At 72.6% G+C, this 16982-nt stretch carries 14 protein-coding genes; 4 read left to right on the forward strand and 10 right to left on the reverse strand.

All coding sequences use genetic code 11. The features are described 5' to 3' along the window. Positions 1-27: 27 nt before the first annotated feature. From ACN9MM_RS05525 to ACN9MM_RS05535, 3 genes are all read right to left on the reverse strand, one after another. Positions 28-1497 (reverse strand): amidase, encoded by a 1470-nt coding sequence (locus tag ACN9MM_RS05525; protein ID WP_426362578.1) that lies wholly within the window; start codon positions 1495-1497, stop codon positions 28-30. Positions 1498-1571: 74 nt separating this feature from the next. Then, the gene (locus ACN9MM_RS05530; RefSeq protein ID WP_426362579.1) at positions 1572-2879 is read right to left on the reverse strand and encodes an amidohydrolase; all 1308 of its coding nucleotides are present in this window, start codon (positions 2877-2879) and stop codon (positions 1572-1574) included. Continuing rightward, on the reverse strand, positions 2876-4126 hold the full coding sequence (locus tag ACN9MM_RS05535) for an MFS transporter (protein ID WP_426362580.1): 1251 nt from the start codon (positions 4124-4126) through the stop codon (positions 2876-2878). The genes ACN9MM_RS05530 and ACN9MM_RS05535 overlap by 4 nt, the downstream gene beginning before the upstream one ends. A 113-nt stretch (positions 4127-4239) precedes the next feature. Between ACN9MM_RS05535 and ACN9MM_RS05540 the strand changes: the two genes are divergently transcribed. Next, positions 4240-5283 (forward strand): Lrp/AsnC family transcriptional regulator, encoded by a 1044-nt coding sequence (locus ACN9MM_RS05540; protein WP_426362581.1) that lies wholly within the window; start codon positions 4240-4242, stop codon positions 5281-5283. Positions 5284-5549: 266 nt separating this feature from the next. Continuing rightward, positions 5550-6917 (forward strand): MFS transporter, encoded by a 1368-nt coding sequence (locus tag ACN9MM_RS05545; RefSeq protein ID WP_426362582.1) that lies wholly within the window; start codon positions 5550-5552, stop codon positions 6915-6917. 58 nt (positions 6918-6975) lie between these two features. Here ACN9MM_RS05545 and ACN9MM_RS05550 read toward each other — a convergent pair whose 3' ends face one another. From ACN9MM_RS05550 to ACN9MM_RS05575, 6 genes are all read right to left on the reverse strand, one after another. Further along, complete coding sequence (locus ACN9MM_RS05550; RefSeq protein ID WP_426362583.1) at positions 6976-8871, reverse strand: helix-turn-helix domain-containing protein; 1896 nt, start codon at positions 8869-8871, stop codon at positions 6976-6978. A gap of 67 nt (positions 8872-8938) precedes the next feature. After that, on the reverse strand, positions 8939-9778 hold the full coding sequence (locus ACN9MM_RS05555) for a 3-hydroxybutyrate dehydrogenase (protein ID WP_426362584.1): 840 nt from the start codon (positions 9776-9778) through the stop codon (positions 8939-8941). A 55-nt stretch (positions 9779-9833) separates the two neighbouring features. Beyond that, entirely contained in the window at positions 9834-10316 is a 483-nt protein-coding gene (locus tag ACN9MM_RS05560) for an NUDIX hydrolase (protein WP_383667796.1), read from the reverse strand. A gap of 53 nt (positions 10317-10369) precedes the next feature. Continuing rightward, the gene (gene lnt / locus ACN9MM_RS05565) at positions 10370-11968 is read right to left on the reverse strand and encodes an apolipoprotein N-acyltransferase (RefSeq protein ID WP_426362585.1); all 1599 of its coding nucleotides are present in this window, start codon (positions 11966-11968) and stop codon (positions 10370-10372) included. Between the two features lie 131 nt (positions 11969-12099). Next, the gene (locus tag ACN9MM_RS05570) at positions 12100-12672 is read right to left on the reverse strand and encodes a hypothetical protein (protein WP_426362586.1); all 573 of its coding nucleotides are present in this window, start codon (positions 12670-12672) and stop codon (positions 12100-12102) included. Positions 12673-12758: 86 nt separating this feature from the next. Then, positions 12759-13553 carry a glutamate racemase gene (locus ACN9MM_RS05575; protein WP_426362587.1) on the reverse strand — a complete coding sequence of 265 codons (795 nt, stop codon included), beginning with the start codon at positions 13551-13553 and terminating at the stop codon, positions 12759-12761. A 58-nt stretch (positions 13554-13611) separates the two neighbouring features. Here ACN9MM_RS05575 and ACN9MM_RS05580 point away from each other — a divergent pair, with 58 nt between their 5' ends. After that, positions 13612-14790: a glycosyltransferase gene (locus ACN9MM_RS05580; protein WP_426362588.1), complete on the forward strand. Its 1179-nt coding sequence runs from the start codon at positions 13612-13614 to the stop codon at positions 14788-14790. An 805-nt stretch (positions 14791-15595) separates the two neighbouring features. After that, positions 15596-16279 carry a hypothetical protein gene (locus tag ACN9MM_RS05585; protein WP_426362589.1) on the forward strand — a complete coding sequence of 228 codons (684 nt, stop codon included), beginning with the start codon at positions 15596-15598 and terminating at the stop codon, positions 16277-16279. Positions 16280-16711: 432 nt separating this feature from the next. Here the strand turns inward: ACN9MM_RS05585 and ACN9MM_RS05590 are convergent, their stop codons facing one another. Then, on the reverse strand, positions 16712-16975 hold the full coding sequence (locus tag ACN9MM_RS05590; protein ID WP_426362590.1) for a hypothetical protein: 264 nt from the start codon (positions 16973-16975) through the stop codon (positions 16712-16714). Positions 16976-16982 lie beyond the last annotated feature (7 nt).

Genomic DNA, 16982 nt, shown 5'->3' on the forward strand with positions numbered 1-16982 from the left:
GTAGGGACCGGCTTTCGGCGAGCGCGCTCAGGAGCTGCTCGCCGAACCCGGCCTGATCGGGGGCCGGCGGTCCGGGGTGTAGGCCCAGGGGCGGAGGCCCTCCAGGGCCTTGCCGATACGGAAGACGGTCGGGTCGTCGTAGGTGTGACCGACGATCTGGACGCCGGTGGGAATTCCCCAACTGGACATTCCACTGGGGATGTTGAGGACAGGACAGCGGTTGTTGATGTTGAAGGGAGCTGTCATGGCCGCCCACAGCGGCTCGCCGTGGTCCTCGCCGTTCACGACCAGGCGGCCCAGCAGGTCGTCTCCGGCGGGCAGGCCCGGTACGGCCGTCGTCGGGCAGATCAGGGCGTCGAAGGGTGCCATCGCCTCCCCCAGTTCGCGCTGCAACCGGGTCTCGACGCGCAGGCCGTCGAGGTAGGTGACGCGCTCGCGGGCCTCCGCCATGGCGTCGGCGAAGGCCGCCGCGTAGGTCGACATCCGGTCGCGGTGCTTCGCCTCGATCTCGGAGACGAGGGCGCCGAAGATCGTGGAGAAGTGCGCGGCGAGACTGACGAGGAGGTCGTCCTTGGTCCACGGGAGTCCGATCTCCTCGACGATCGCGCCCGCGTCGGTGAGGGCGCGGGCGACCGCCCGGGTGTCGGCCTCGATCTCCTGGTGGACGTCGTACGCGCCGAGGCGGAGGCACAGGGCGATGCGCATCCCCTCGACCGTGTCGTACTCGGTCGGCAGGACGAGCTTCGGGCGCAGCGACACGTGGTCGCGCGGGTCCGGGCCGGCCAGGACGTTGGCGAAGGTGACGCAGTCGTCCACGGTCCGTGCCATGGGACCGTCGCCGCGGTAGTGGTCGGCGGACAGCGGAGCGACGCCGGGGATCCGGCCGTACGGGGCCTTGAAGCCGACGGTGCCGGTGAAGGCGGCGGGGATCCGGGTGGAGCCGCCGATGTCGGAGGCGGACGCCAGCAGCGCGGTGCCCGCCGCGAGCGAGGCGCCCGCGCCGCCGGAAGAGCCGCCGGGGGTGAACTCGGGGTTCCAGGGATTGCGGGTGACACCCCAGAGACGGCTGTGGGTGAAGGTGGCGAGGGAGAACTCGGGCGTGGCGGTGCGGGCGTGGATGATGCCGCCGGAGTCCAGGATCCGGTCGATCACCGGGGCGTTCTCGGTCGCGGTGGTGCCGACGTTCACGAGCGAGCCCTCGGTGAGGGAGCGCCCGGCCATGGCGTGCTTCTCCTTGGTGGCGACCGGGATGCCCTCCAGCGGGCGCGGCGCCAGGCCGCCCTTGCCGAGGAAGCGGTCCTCGGCGTGCCGGGCCTGTGCGAGTGCCTCGTCGAAGAGTCTCTCGGTGAAGGCGTTGACGACCGGTTCTGTCTGCTCGGCGCGGTCGATCACCGCGCGCATCAGCTCCACCGGGGACAGCTCACGGGCCTCGAACAGGCGTCGGGCCTCGGTGGCGCTGAGGTAGGCGAGATCGGTGCCGGAGTCGTACGGGTTCATGCGGAAGCCTTTCCGGAGGGCCACGACGGGGGGGAAGGAAGGACGAGCGAAAGTGCCGTGCGGGGAGCGGTACGTCAGTCCTCCTGGCCTCCGGTGACTCGGGTGTCCTCGGAGCACAGCCACGGGGAGGCCGCCGCGAGCAGGGCCGTCACCCCGGTCGTGATCGTGGGGTCGGGCAGGGGGGCGAAGTACGGCGAGTGGTTGGACGGGACCGTCTCGGGCAGGCCGTCCGTCAGCAGGGCCTCGGGGTCGGTGTCCCGGAAGAGGGCGGGGTCGGCGCCGCCGAAGTGCCAGAAGACCGAGGGGACACCGAGGGCCGTGCCGAAGACGCCGAAGTCCTCGCTGCCGGTGAGGGTCTGGGGCAGGGTGAAGACCCGCTCCTGGCCGAGGACCCCGGCGATCGCCGCCATGACGGTGCCCGTGGCGGGTCCGTCGTTCACGGTGACGGGGAACGAGTTGAGCCCGGTGATCTCCGGGCCCTTCGGGGCGCCGGAGGCGGCGGCCTCGGAGCGGACGATCCGTTCGACGGCCGAGAGGACCCGGTCCCGAACCACGGGGGTCGTGGAGCGGACGTTGATCCGCAGGTCCGCGGTGTCGGGGATGATGTTCTCCTTGGTGCCCGCGTGCAGCGAGCCGACGGTCACCACCGCGGTCTGTGCCGCCGCCGTCTCCCGGGAGACGATCGTCTGCAGCCGCATGACGACCGCGGCGGCCATCACGACCGGGTCGACGGTCGATTCAGGCGTCGAGCCGTGTCCGCCGCGGCCGAAGAGACGGACCCGCAGGCTGTCGGAGGCGGCCATCACCGGTCCGGGCCGGGTGCCGACCAACCCGGCGGGCGCGGGGGCCACGTGCTGGCCCAGGCAGACGTGGGCGCGGGGGAAGCGCTCCAGGAAGCCGTCCTCGATCATCGCCGGCGCGCCGCCGACCTCCTCGGCGGGCTGGAACACGGCGACGACCGTGCCGCGCCACGCCTCACGGGCGGCGGCCAGCTGGGCGGCGGCGCCGAGCAGACAGGTGACGTGCATGTCGTGGCCACAGGCGTGCATCACGGCCACCTCCTCGCCCTCACCGTCGACCGCCGTCGCCCGGGAGGCGTACGGCAGTCCTGTCCGCTCCTGGACGGGGAGCCCGTCCATGTCGGCGCGGAGCAGGACCACGGGGCCCTCGCCGTTGGCCAGGACTCCTACGACGCCGGTGCCGCCGACGCCCTCGGTGACGTCCCAGCCCTGCCGGCGCAGCCGTTCGGCGACGATCCCGGCCGTGCGGAACTCCTGGAAGGACAGTTCGGGGTGGGCGTGCAGGTCCTCGTAGACGGCACGCAGATCGGGCAGCCGGTCGGGGAGGGCGGCCAGCAGGCGGGTGAGGGAGGCGGCGGTCACGGGTGCTCCTTTACGGGTGCGGGAAGGTGGGACGCGCCGGTGGCGGTCCGGAACGAGGCGGCGTCCTGCGGGGTCAGGACGGCCATGACGGCGGCGATGACGGCGCCGAGGACCAGGGAGGCGAAGGCCACCCGGAAGGAGAAGGCGTCGGCGAGCGCGCCGACCACGGGCGGGACGACCATGCCGGCCACCTGACCGCCGAGGACGACCACCGCGCTGCCCACGCCGACCTGTTCCGGCACCAGTCCGCTCAGCGGGACGGCGAGGATGGGCATGTAGCAGAGGGCCACGGCGACCGACGCGAGCGTGCCGAAGACGACGAACCCGGTGAGCGAGGACGAGAAGGCGACCAGCAGCAGCGCGACGGTGGCCACCGTCATGCCGGGCACGATCACCTTGCGGTGGTGGCCGCCGAGCCGGTCCGAGATCCGGCCGCCGAGGACGATCGCTCCGGCCGCGGCGAGGGCCGGGACGGCCACGAGGGCTCCGGCCACGGTGAGGGAGACTCCGTACTCCGCGCCGAGGTAGGAGGGGACCCAGGTGTTGAAGCCCCAGACGATCGCGCTGTAACCGAACATCATGGCGCTGAAGCGCCAGATCACCCCCAGCCGCAGGACGCCTGCCGTGCCGGGGCGACGGGTGCCCGCCGCCGGTTCCGTGCGGGGCACCGGAGCGGGCAGCCGCATCCGTATCGCCACCAGGACGAAGACCCCGAGGGCCGCGGTCGAGAAGAACGCCGACCGCCAGCCGAAGGCCGCGATCAGGGGAGCGACGAGAAGCGGGGTCAGCACACCGGCCACCGCGTTGGAACTCATGATCCAACCGTTGGCGGCCATCCGCTCGCCCGGTGTGGTCCGCTCGACGAGGACCTTCAGGGAGGCGGGTGGGAAGACGCCCTCCGCGGCGCCGAACACGAACCTCAGCACGAGCAGGACGGCGAACGACCAGGCGAAGCCGGTCAGCGCGGTGAACACGGACCATGCGAGCAGGGCCCAGAGCGTGACCCGCCGCGCGCCGTACCGGTCGGCGAGCATCCCGCCGGGTATCTGGGCGAGGGCGTAGGCGAGGAAGAACGCGGAGACGATCAGGCCCTGCTGCCCGCGGCCGAGTTCGAACTCGGCACCGAGGGAGGGCAGGACCAGATTGATGACGAGCCGGTCGGCGTAGTCGACCAGCCAGGCGGCGAACAACAGGACGATCGTGATCCGGACGGTTCTCCGGGCGGACTGCGGGGACGGAGCAGACACGCGGCACTCCTCATCACCGTGGCCGAAGCTGGGCATCGGCCGGAAGTGCCCCTACGATCCGGCCCGTGGCCGGAATCCCCGGAGAATTGCAGGAAAGCATCAGAGAGGGCACCGTGACACCCGATTCCCGCGACACTCGTGCGGACGTACGCTTCTCCGAGCTGGACCTCGCGCTCGTCGACGCCCTGCAGGCCGCCCCCCGGGCGCCGTGGTCGCAGATCGGCCGGGTGCTCGGTGTGGACGCGACGACGGTGGCCCGGCGCTGGGAACGGCTGCGCGAGACCGGTCTGGCCTGGATCACCGCGTACGACGCGGCGAAATCGGCCACCGTCGCCTACGTCGAGGTGCGGTGCAGGCCGCGGGCGCTCGAAGCGGTCAGCCGCGCCCTGGCCGACATGCCCTGGGTCTTCAGCGTCGACGAGACCGCCGGCGACTTCGACCTCCTGGCGTCCGTCGCCGCCGCCGACCTGCCGTCCCTCGGCCGCTCGGTGCACGGCCTGATCGGCGGGCTGAAGGGCGTCCGGTCCACCCGGACCCGGCTCGGGATCACGCTGTACAGCGAAGGCGGGGACTGGCGGATGCGGGCCATGGAGCCCGCCGGGCACGCGCAGCTCGCCGCTCCGCGAGTTTCGGGGTCCACCGTGTACAGCGCCCGCACGCACCACCCGCCGGCGCCGGAGGACCAGGCGCTGCTCGCGGCCCTCGGCGTCGACGGACGCCTCGGCTACACCGAGCTCGGGGCGAAGGCGGGGACGAGCGAACACACCGCCCGCCGCCGGCTCCAGCGGATGATCTGCGACGGCGACATCACGTTCCGGTGCGACCTGGCCCATCCCCTCGCGGGACTCTCGACGGTGGTGCTCTACCGCACCGCGGTCCCCCACACCCACCTCGCGGCCACGGGGAACGCGCTGGCCCGGATGGAGGAGGTCCGCCTCGCCGTCTCCGTCAGTGGCTCCGACAACCTCCTCGTGATGCTCTGGCTCCGCGGCCTGCACGCGATCGACCCCTTCGAGGCGCAGCTCGCCGAGCGCTTTCCCCAGCTGAAAGTGAGCGACCGCACCGTCCTCCTCCGCTCCCGCAAGCGCATGGGCCGCCTCCTCGACACCACCGGCCTCGCCACCGGACACGTCCCCTTCGCACTGCCACGCATGTGAAGGTCCCCCTCAGCACGGTTCCCCTCTCCGCAGGCGGCACGGGCGTCGGCACGGTGGCCCCATATCATCCCTGATCAACGCAACGCGGGCAGGCGCCAGTTCGGCCGCCCCGGAGGTCTCCGCGAGGCCCCGAAGGGTGGCCATGGCGGCCGGGTGCATGCGGAGGCATCGAACTGTGGTGTCCCACCACATACGCGGCTGACCGGTGCATTCCTACGGTGTGGCGACACGAGAACGTCCCCGTCACCCGCTCGGAAGTGGTGCACATGGCCGCCGCAACAACCGCTCCCACGCCCCCCGGTTCCCTCAAGCGCATCGTCGCCGCGAGTCTCATCGGCACCACGATCGAGTGGTACGACTTCTTCCTCTACGGGTCGGCCGCCGCGCTGGTCTTCAACAAGCTGTTCTTCCCCGAGTCCGACCCCCTGGTCGGGACGCTGCTGTCGTTCCTCACCTACGCGGTCGGGTTCGCCGCGCGACCGCTCGGCGCGCTGGTCTTCGGGCACTACGGCGACCGCCTCGGCCGGAAGAAGCTGCTGGTCCTGAGCCTGCTCATGATGGGCGGGGCCACGTTCGCGATCGGACTGCTGCCGACGCACGCGACCGTCGGGTCCGCCGCTCCCGTCCTCCTCACCGCGCTCCGCCTCGTGCAGGGCTTCGCGCTCGGCGGCGAGTGGGGCGGCGCCGTCCTGCTCGTGTCCGAGCACGGCGACGCGAAGCGACGCGGGTTCTGGGCCTCGTGGCCGCAGACCGGCGCACCGGCCGGACAGCTCCTCGCGACCGGTGTGCTCTCCGCGCTGACCGCGCTGCTCTCGGACGCCGCCTTCGCCTCCTGGGGCTGGCGCGTGCCCTTCCTGCTCTCCGGCGTCCTGGTGGTCGTCGGCCTGTGGATCCGGCTCTCCGTCGACGAGTCGCCCGTCTTCAAGGCGGCGCTCGCCGCCGCCGAGGAGCGCAAGGTGCTCGCCGGGCAGGTCGAGAAGATGCCGCTCGTGGCGGTCCTGAAGCACCACTGGCGGGACGTGCTCGTCGCGATGGGCGCCCGCATGGCCGAGAACATCTCGTACTACGTGATCACCGCGTTCATCCTCGTGTACGCGACCACCCAGGTCGGCCTCACCAAGCAGACCGCCCTGAACGCCGTCCTCATAGCCTCCGCCGTCCACTTCGCGGTCATCCCCGCCTGGGGCGCGCTCTCCGACCGCATCGGCCGCCGGCCGGTGTACCTGATCGGCGCGGTAGGCGTCGGCGCCTGGATGTTCCCGTTCTTCCTCCTGATCGACGAGGGGAGCTTCGGCTCCCTCCTGCTCGCCGTCACGGTCGGACTCGTCCTGCACGGGGCCATGTACGCGCCGCAGGCGGCCTTCTTGTCCGAGATGTTCGCGACCCGGATGCGCTACTCCGGCGCCTCCATCGGCGCCCAGTTCTCCTCCGTGGCCGCCGGAGCCCCCGCACCGCTCATCGCGACCGCGCTCCTCGCCGACTACGGCACCTCGACGCCGATCTCCCTCTACGTGATCGCCGCCGCGCTGCTCACCGTCGTCGCCCTCGCCTGCGCCCGCGAGACCCGCGACCGCGACCTCGCGGAGATCGACGAGCGGACCCCCGGGGACGCCCGCGTCCGCGCCGACGCCTGACCGGCACACGAAAGCCCCGTGCCCCGCTCACCGAGAGCGGGGCACGGGGCCGTGTGCGTCACGTCCCCGTGACGACGTCCGACAGGCCGTGCAGACGCAGCGCCAGCTGGATCTCCAGGGCCCGGGCCGGGGACTGCCAGTCCGGGCCGAGGAGCCGGCCGACGCGCTCCAGGCGCTGCGCCACCGTGTTGACGTGGACGTGCAGTGCGTCCTTGGTACGGGCCGGGCTCATGCCGCTGGCGAAGTAGGCGTCCAGGGTGCGGACCAGGTCGGTGCCCCGGCGCCGGTCGTAGTCGACGACCTGCCCGATCGTCCGGCCCACGAAGCCGTCGATGTCCCGGCCGTCGGCGAGGAGGAGGCCGAGGAAGCCGAGGTCCTCGGCCGCCGCGCCCTGGCCCGAGCGGTGCAGCAGGCCGAGCGCGTCCAGGCAGCGGCGGGCCTCCCCGTACGCGACGGCCACCTGGTCCGGCCGGTCGAGCAGCGCCCGTACGGGCGCGGACGCGCCGACCGTGACCGGCTCGCGCAGGGTGCCGCCGAGTCCCTTGGCGGTCTGCCGGGCGAGGTCGGCGGCGCTCTCCCCCGGGCCGAGCGGCAGCAGCAGGACCGTGCCGCCGTCACGTGCCGAGGCCAGTCCGTGACGGGTGGCGGCCAGGTGCGAGGCGGCCGACCAGAGCCGTTGGCGGTCGGCGCTCTCGCGGCGGCCGGCGTCGGAGTCGGCGGCGCCGCCGGCGGCCCGGTCGATGCGGGCGGCGAGCACGACGTGCGGGGCGTCGCTGTCGGTACGGAGGCGGGCGGCGCGCTCGCGCAGCAGACGGCGGTCCCGGTCGGGGGCGTCGATGAGGTCGTCGAGGAGCTCGCCGCGCACCCGCTGCTCGGCCTCTCCGGCGGAGCGGCGGGCGAGCAGCAGCAGGGAGGTGACGAGGGCGGCGCGCTCCAGCGTGCGCTGGTCGACGGGGTCGAGGTCGGGCTGCCCGTGGAGCACGAGCGCGCCGAGGGTCTCGCCGCCGGCGGACACGGCGGCCACCCAGTCGTCGCCCTCGCGGACCGCGTGGCCTCCGGCGCGGCGGGCGGACCCGGCGCCCGCCTCGGTGAACTCGACGGTGCCGCCGAGGACCTCGGAGACGGCGTCGGCGACGTCGTGGACGCCGCCGCCGTGCAGGACCAGTTCGGAGAGACGGTCGTGGACCTCGGAGGCCCGCTCGATGACACCGCTGTGCTCGCGGATGATGTCGTTGGCCCGTTCCAGTTCGGCGAGGGCCGAGCGGGTCTCGGCGAGCAGGTTGGCGGTGTCGATGGCGACGGCGGCGTGCGCGGCGAAGGAGCCGAGCAGCGCGACCTGTTCGCGCTCGAAGACCCTGGCCCTGCGGTCGGCGGCGAACAGCACGCCGATGACCTGGCTGCCGAGGCTGAGCGGCACGCCGAGGATGGCGACGAGGCCCTCGTCGCGTACGGCCGTGTCGATGGTCCGGGTGTGCTGGAAGCGCGCGTCGTCGAAGTAGTCGTCGGTGACGTACGGGCGGGCGGTCTGGGCGACCAGGCCGCCGAGCCCCTCCCCCATGCCCAGCCTCAGCTGCTGGAACCGGGCGGAGACCGAGCCCTCGGTGACCCGCATGTAGGTGTCGCCGGCGGTCGGGTCGTTGAGGCTGAGATAGGCGACCTCGGTGCCGAGGAGCGAGCGGGCGCGCTGCACGATGGCGCGCAGCACCGCGTCGAGGTCGCGGAGTCCCGCGAGGTCGTGGGCGGTGGCGAAGAGCGCGGAGAGCTCCGCCTCGCGGCGCCGCCGCCCCTCCAGCTCGGCCCGGACCCGCAGCGCGAGCTGCTTGGCCTCTTCGAGCCCGGCCAGTACCTCGGGGCCCGCGCCGCCCGCACGGGCGAGCAGCACGGGCCGGTCGTAGGCCTCCGTCCCTGCTCCCCGGGCGAGGAGTTCCAGGTAGGAGACGTGTTCGTGGGACATGGACACAGGGATACCTGCCGTACGTGTGGTCGCACCACCCCTGTGGACGAGCTTCACAGGGTCCGCCTCAGTGGGCGGTCCAGCCGCCGTCGAGGGTGAGGGAGGTGCCGGTCATGAACGAGGCCTGGGGGCTGCACAGGTACAGGACGGCTTCGGCGACCTCCTCGGGTTCGATGAGCCGCTTGAGCGCCGAGTCCTTGAGGAGGACCTCGGTGAGGACCCGCTCGGGCGGGATGTCGTGGACGGCGGCCTGGTCGGCGATCTGCCGTTCGACGAGCGGGGTGCGGACGTAGCCGGGGTTGACGCAGTTGGAGGTGACCCCGTGCGGCGCGCCTTCGAGGGCGGCGGTCTTCGACAGGCCCTCCAGGCCGTGCTTGGCGGCCACGTAGGCGGATTTGAAGGCGGAGGCGCGCAGCCCGTGGACGGAGGACAGGTTCACGATCCGCCCCCAGCCCTGGGCGTACATGTGGGGCAGGGCGCCCCGGATGAGCCGGAAGGGCGCCTCCAGCATCACGGTGAGCACGGTGTGGAAGACGTCCGGCGGGAACTCCTCGATGGGGCGGACCAGCTGGATCCCGGCGTTGTTGACGAGGATGTCGGTGCCGGCCGCCGCCGCCTCGGCCGCGTCCAGGTCGGTCAGGTCGAGGAGCCGGGGTTCGAGGACGCCGGGGAGCGCGCCGGCCTCTTCGGCCAGGGTCTCCAGTCCCTCGGCTGCGCGGTCGACGGCTCTCACCCGGGCCCCGGCGGCGGCGAGCCGCAGCGCGCAGGCGCGCCCGATGCCGCCGGCCGCGCCGGTGACGAGCGCGGTGCGGCCGGTGAGGTCGAGGGCGAGTCCCGCGGCGCGGGGCAGGGGCGAGGCGGCGTCCGTACCGGGCTCGGTGCCGGGGACGGTGATGGGGGCGCTCATGCTCCGCACCCTATGAACGGGCCCCTCCCCCACCGATGTGTGCTGACGCCATAGTTCAGTCGGTTGCAGTGGTGCGGAACCATGTGGGTTCGTCGGCGAGCGCCTTCTCGATCCGCAGGTACGAGAAGCGCTTCATCTCCGGCAGCGCGTCCACCTCGAACCAGCCGACCTCGGTCGACTCGTCGTCGTTGACCCGCGCCTCGCCCCCGACCGCCCGGCAGCGGAACGCGACGTCCAGGTACTGGCAGATGTCGCCGTTGGGGTAGACGACGGGCTTGCGCAGGGTCTCCACGAGCACGATCCGCTCGGGCACGCAGCGTACGGCGGTCTCCTCGTACACCTCGCGCGCCACGGCGTCGGCGGGCTGCTCCCCCGGGTCGACGATTCCGCCGACGAGCGCCCAGCGGCCGTTGTCGGCCCGCTTGCCGAGCAGGACCCGTCCCCGGTCGTCGAAGACGACGGCGCTGACGCCCGGCAGGAAGAGCAGCTGGTGGCCGGCCGTCTTGCGCAGTTCGCGGATGAAGTCAGGAGTAGCCATGCCCCGACCCTAGATCATCTCCGGGTCGGGGCCGGGGGCCGCTCGGGGCCTCCTCAGGCCGTCGGAGTCCGGCGGGCGCGCACCGCACGGGCGGCGGACCAGCCGAGACCGGCCGCCGCGAGCACCGCGAGCAGGGCCTCGGGCAGGGTGCCCAGGCGGGTCGCCGGGGTCTGCGAGGAGCGCAGCGGCACCTTCTCGACGAGGACGTCCGGGGTGAACATCTTCGTCTGCGCGACGATCTCGCCGTCGGGGCGGATGATCGCGCTGACCCCGCTGGTGACGGGCACGACGACGGCCCGGCTGTGCTCGACCGCGCGCACCCGGCTCATCGCGAGCTGCTGGTAGGTCATCTCGCTGCGGCCGAAGGTGGCGTTGTTGCTGGGGACGGAGATCAGCTGGGCGCCGTGGGTGACGGTGTCGCGCACGGCCCAGTCGAAGGCCGCCTCGTAGCAGGTGGCGAGGCCGACCTTGGTGCCCGCGAGGTCGAAGACGCCGATCTTCCTGCCAGCGCCGAAGTCGCGGCTCACGCGGTCGACGTTGCTGTTGAAGATCCGTACGAAGGAACGCATCGGGATGTACTCGCCGAACGGCTGGACGTGCCGCTTGTCGTACGTCGCGACGGGGCCGCCCTCGGGGTCCCACTGGATGAGGGTGTTGCGGAGCTTGCCGGTCTCGGGGGTGACGACGGCGCCGATCACGGTGGGGACGCCGATCGCCTTGACGGCGCCGTCGATGACGTCGGCCGCGTCGGGGTTCGCGAAGGGGTCGATGTCCGAGGAGTTCTCCGGCCAGAGCACGAAGTCGGGCTGCGGCTCGCGGCCCTCCTTGACGGCTTGGGCCAGCTCGCGGGTGCGGGCCACGTGGTTGTCGAGGACGGCCCGGCGCTGCGCGTTGAAGTCGAGGCCGAGGCGCGGCACGTTGCCCTGGACGGCGGCGACGGTGGCGGTGCCGTCCTCGGCGGAGTCGTCGACGAGGGGCAGCGCGGCGACGGCGCCGGTGACCGGGACGAGGACCGCGAGCGCCGCGGCGGCGAGCGGACCGCGCGGGACGGTGCCGGCGGCCCGGTGGGCGCGGACCTGGCGGACCGCCTCGTACAGGCCGAAGCCGCACAGGGCGACGGCGAAACCGAGGACCGGGGTGCCGCCGACGGCGGCGAGCGGCAGGAAGAAGCCGTCCGCCTGCCCGAAGGCGACCTTGCCCCAGGGGAAGCCGCCGAAGGGCACGCGCGCGCGTGCCCCTTCCCCGAGGATCCACACCCCGGCGGCGAAGAACGGCCACCAGGGGAGACGCGAGACGGCCGCGATGCCGAGCCCTGCGGCGGCGACGAAGAGGGCCTCGACGGCGGCGAGCGCGAGCCACGGACCGGCGCCGACCTCCTCGCCGGTCCACACGAGCAACGGAAGCAGGAAGCCGAGTCCGGCGAGGTAGCCCAGGCCGAAACCGGCGCGGAGCCGGCGGCCCCGCAGGGTCCAGCCGAGCAGCGCGAAGGCGGGCAGCGCGAGCCACCACAGGGGGCGCGGCGGGAAGCTCAGGTAGAGCAGGAACCCGGACAGCAGAGCCGCCCCTGGCCGTACGAACCGCCTCAGCCGGGAGACCGGCGTGGGTGCGGTGTCGGGTCCGGGCGCGTCGACGGGGGTGATGGTGGCGCTCACCTTGGGGAGTCTACGTGTCGCCCCTGTGGACGAGGAGGCAGGTGCGGCCCGGCCCCGGGCGGCCGCAGGCGGTGTGCGGGCGTGCCTCGCGTGCTCGGGTCGGTCGTACGGGGCCGGCGGACCCCGCCCGGTCAGACGCCGGTCGGGGCGGGTGGCACCGGTGGGGCCGGGCGGTGGAGGCGGTCGCGGATGACGCGGACCGCGGATTCGGCGTCGTCGACGGTCACCGTGAAGGTGAGGCCGTCACCGAGGCGCAGGACCAGGCCCTCGCCCCGCCGGACGATCACGGCCGTGCCCTTCTCGGGCCGCCAGCGGTAGCCCCAGCCGCCCCACTGGCGCGGGGTGACGCTGGGCGCGAAGTCGGCGCCGACGACCTGGGCGAGCGGGATGCGGCGGCGCGGCACGCCCATGTGGCCGCAGCGGACCTCCATGGCGCGGTCGTCGACCCGCACGGCGACGTGGACGAAGGCGAGGGTGCCGAAGAGGACGAGCAGTCCGGCCGCGACGCAGCCGATCACCGCCATGAGGAGGGCGGCGGTGCCGGAGGTCCACGGGGACTCCACGGCGAGGGTGATGCCCAGGGCCATGCAGGCCGCTCCGGCGACGGCCGCGACCCACTGGAAGCGGTTGGTGGCGCGGCCGGTCCAGACGGCGGATGACGGCTCGTCGGCGCGCGGGGCCTGGTTCCGGGAAGACTCCCTCATAGAGGGAGAGTACCCAGGATCCGGCACGGGAGCGCGCCGGAGCGCGGTCGCCCGGTCACGGTCGGTGACGGGCATGCCGGGGGAGGTCAGTGCGCGGCGACCGCGGCCGCGAGGGCGCGGCCCTCTGCGTACCCCAGGGCGGTGGCGGGGAGCTGCCCCGGGCGGCCGCTGAGCAGGACCGAGAGGGTGCCGGTGGGGTCCGCGTCGGGCGCGGGTTCGGCGCCGATCCGGCGCAGGGCCTGCGCGGCGACGGCCTCGGCGGAGCCGTGGAAGACGATCGGCGGCAGCCCCGGCCGGCGGCGGGCCTCCAGGGCGGCGAGGATCCGTTCCTCGACGAGTTCGTAGTGGGTGCAGCCGAGGACGACGGCGCGGACGTCGGGCGGGGTGAGGGCGGCCGCCGCGGCGACGGCGGCGTCCACGGCGTCCCGGTCGGCGTGCTCCACGGCGTCGGCGAGCCCCGGGCAGGGCACCTCGGTGATCTCGGCGCCGGTAGCGAAGTCGCGGATGAGTCCGCGCTGGTAGGCGCTGCCGGTCGTGGCGGGGGTGGCCCAGATGGCGACCTTGCCGCCGGCCGCGGCGGCGGGCTTGATCGCGGGCACGGTGCCGATGACGGGGACGTCCGGTTCGAGGGCGGCGCGCAGGGCGGGCAGGGCGTGCACGGTGGCGGTGTTGCAGGCCACGATGAGCGCCTGCGGGCGCTGCCCGGCGGCGGCGAGGGCGACGTCGAGGGCGCGCCCCGTGAGGTCCTCGGGGGTGCGCGGACCCCACGGCATGCCGTCGGGGTCGTTGGAGAGGAGGAGATCCGCGTCCGGCCGGAGGCGCCGCACCGCGGCCGCCGCCGGGAGGAGGCCGATTCCGGAGTCCATGAGCGCGATCTTCACCCGGTCACCCTAGCCGATGAGCCGTTCATCCCCCGCGATCTGGGGCAGACTGCCGCGAATGAGCACCCTCGCCTGGTTCTCGGTCGTCTCCCTGGCCGCCTGGCTCTGGCTCCTCCTCGGCCAGGGCTTCTTCTGGCGCACGGACCAGCGGCTGCCGCCGGTGCGGCACTCGACGCCGGGCGCGTGGCCGCGGGTCGCGGTCGTCGTGCCGGCGCGGGACGAGGCGGAGGTCCTGCCGCTGAGCCTGCCCTCGCTGCTCGTACAGGACTATCCGGGGACCGCGGAGGTCTTCCTCGTCGACGACGGGAGTACGGACGGCACGGGGAAGCTCGCCGTGGAGCTGTCCGGGCGGTACGGCGGGCTGCCCCTGACCGTGGTGTCGCCGGGAGAACCGGAGCCGGGCTGGACGGGGAAGCTGTGGGCGCTGCGGCACGGCATGGCGCTGGCACGCGCGCGGGGACCCGAGTTCCTGCTCCTGACGGACGCGGACATCGCGCACGAGCCGGACAGCCTCCGGCGGCTGGTGGCGGCGGCCGTGGACGACGACCTGGACCTGGTGTCGCAGATGGCCCGGCTCCGGGTGGCGAGCTTCTGGGAGCGTCTGGTCGTCCCGGCGTTCGTCTACTTCTTCGCCCAGCTGTATCCCTTCCGCTGGATCAACCGGCCGCGGCCCCTGGCGACGGCCGCCGCGGGCGGCTGCGTGCTGCTGCGGACGGAGACGGCGGTGGCGGCGGACGTGCCGGAGGCGATCCGGCAGGCGGTGATCGACGACGTGTCGCTGGCGCGGGCGGTGCGGCGGGCCGGGGGGCGGATCTGGCTGGGGCTCGCGGAGCGGGTCGACAGCGTCCGCCCGTATCCGGGTCTCGGCGAGCTGTGGCGGATGATCGCGCGGAGCGCGTACGCGCAGCTGCGGCACAACCCGCTGCTCCTCGTGGGGACGGTGGCGGGTCTCGCGCTCGTCTATCTGGTGCCGCCGGTGGCCCTGGCGGCGGGCGCCTGGAGCGGGGACGCGGCGGCGGCGTGGGCCGGGGGCGCCGCGTGGGCGGTGATGGCGGGGACGTACGTGCCGATGCTCCGCTACTACCGGCAGCCGCTGTGGCTCGCCCCGCTGCTGCCGTTCACCGCGTTCCTCTACCTCCTGATGACGGTCGACTCGGCGGTCCGGCACTACCGCGGCCGGGGCGCGGCGTGGAAGGGCCGGACGTACACGCGCCCGGAGGCCGCACCGGACCGGTGAACACCCCGAGTTCCGTGCCCCCTTCACCGGAATGGGCACCCGAAGGATCTATCTGCCCGCCGCTTGGTACCACTACGACGTTCTTCTCTGGAATCGGTACTTGCAGCCCGCGAGGCGGCGACGATCGCGGCCGAGGCTCAGCGGGCGGCCGCCCCTGTGGGGGGGGGGAGGCAGGTCAAGGTGGCCGAGTTCATTCAGGCTGCTCGCGAGGTGATCCGGATCAGTGATCGTGAATTTCGGGTAGCGGACGAAAAATTCCCGACCAGGCCAACGCGGCCAGACGCGACGTGAGTCTGCGAAGGGCCGAGGTGGAACTCATCGCCCCGACGAGCGTTGCCCAAGAGGCGGATGCGGTGTCTCGTTACGCTCGGGCCGATCTCTCCGAGTCGGGAGTTGGGCCCGCTTCTGCGTGCCGGGCACGCGTTGGAGCAGCTCGTCCCCGGCGCGGACCATAGCGACCGCTCGCATGCGGTTGCCGCTGTACCGGGCTTGTCTGATGAGGACACTCTTCTGTTGACGACCACTCGGCAATCGAACGAAGTCTTCGTCCACATGCAGGCAAGCTCGGCGCGAGGCGAGTACAGCCAGCACATGGCCAGGCCCGTCGCTGCCGCCCGCGCCATGCTGAAGTCCGAGGACGACGTCGCCACGGCAGCGCCGGCGCAGCGCCGCCGGTGGCGGCGGGCGGCGTAGGTCAGGCCAGAGCGTCACGAAATGGTGAAACCGTTGAGGTCCTCCGTTCGTCGGGCTGTATGACTCTTCTTGCGCGACGACGTGACGCACCCATCAGCGGAGGCCGAGACGCATGACCAGCAGCCCGCAGGACAGTGGCAACAGCTCGGGAAGGGCGGTACCGCCGCAGGATCCGCCCGGGACGTCGGCAGGTGAAGCGTCGGACAGCTCTCGGCGGTCGAACGGGCGGTTAGGCGAGTGGGCGGCTCTGATCTCTGCCGTCGCAGCGGTAGCCGGTGTGGCGCTGGGTTTCCTCGGCCTGCCCGCGCTCGTCAAGTCGCCCACGGCGCGCCCGAATACGGTGTACGTCACCGTGACCCCCACGCCTACCCCGACCGTCGCAGCGACGACGCCGACCCCCGTGACGAGCAGCAGCCTGCCGGCACCTTCCTCGTCTCCTCCCGCAGTCAACGGCACCGCGATCACCTTGTCGACGGACTACGGGTTCCGTCTGCGAGGACCCGCCCCGACCGTCGAGCGCTACGTGAGGACTCTGGACTTCTACCGAGACTATGACGAGCTCTGGGCGATCAGCGGATCGCGGATTGTCGCGCTGAAGCCCGAAGAACCGGGCACTCTTGCGACGTGCAAGTCAGTCACTCGCTTCGTCGGCATGATCGACATCGCAACCCTGGAGGCCGGGAACCGGTTCTGCTTCGAGTCGGGCAAGGGTGGCCTGGCTCTGGTCGAGGCTCCGCAGAACGGCGACCCGGATGACTTTCTCGAACTCACGATTCAGTTCCTGGGGACCCGCTGAGGCAGGTGCTCCCACCGCTCGCTCCTCCTGTGGTACTCACGCTTCGTCGTCCCGATGTCGGCACCGTTGTTGCCACCACGGGCGGCGACAGTGAGGTGGCCGAACGCCACCCTTGACGCAACTCGCCACCCGCATGATCGAGCGGGCCCTGGGCGCGGGAGCACCCGCACGCCGGGTCACGGGAGTCGAGGTCTGCGGCGACAACCCACACCCGTGGGCCTCCCTGGAACGGCGCCGGACCGGCTACGTCCTGACCGTCTCCAGCACCCATCCCGGAAAACGATGCCGTCAACCCCTCCACCTGCCGCGCAGTGAACATTGCCGGGAAGTGCATCCGCCCACTCCCCGGCAATTCTTCTCTTCACTCGACTAGTTGACCATCAAGGCTTTTGCGGTAACCCAATCTGCCTTGAGGGCGTTCCCGTCAACAGCTCAGTCAAACTGATTGAGAAACTTGGTCGCCGCCCACCTGAACTCCTCGTCATCGTTTCGCGACTCCAGCAGGCCCGCATCCACCAAAGCCAGGAGGGCTGCGTGAAGACCTCGCCCAGCTGCACTGTCTTCCCAGAAGATCCTCTTGCTCTTCGAGAAAGGGACGTCAGCCGTCAGCGCGCCCACACTCACACCAAGCAGGTATGCGGCCTGATCCCACTCGACCCAGTCCGCCATGGCTTCAGAAAGGACCATTGCACTCACGCGGCCT

This window comes from Streptomyces sp. E-08 (genome assembly GCF_049913095.1).
In the GTDB taxonomy this organism is placed as follows: Bacteria; Actinomycetota; Actinomycetes; order Streptomycetales; family Streptomycetaceae; genus Streptomyces.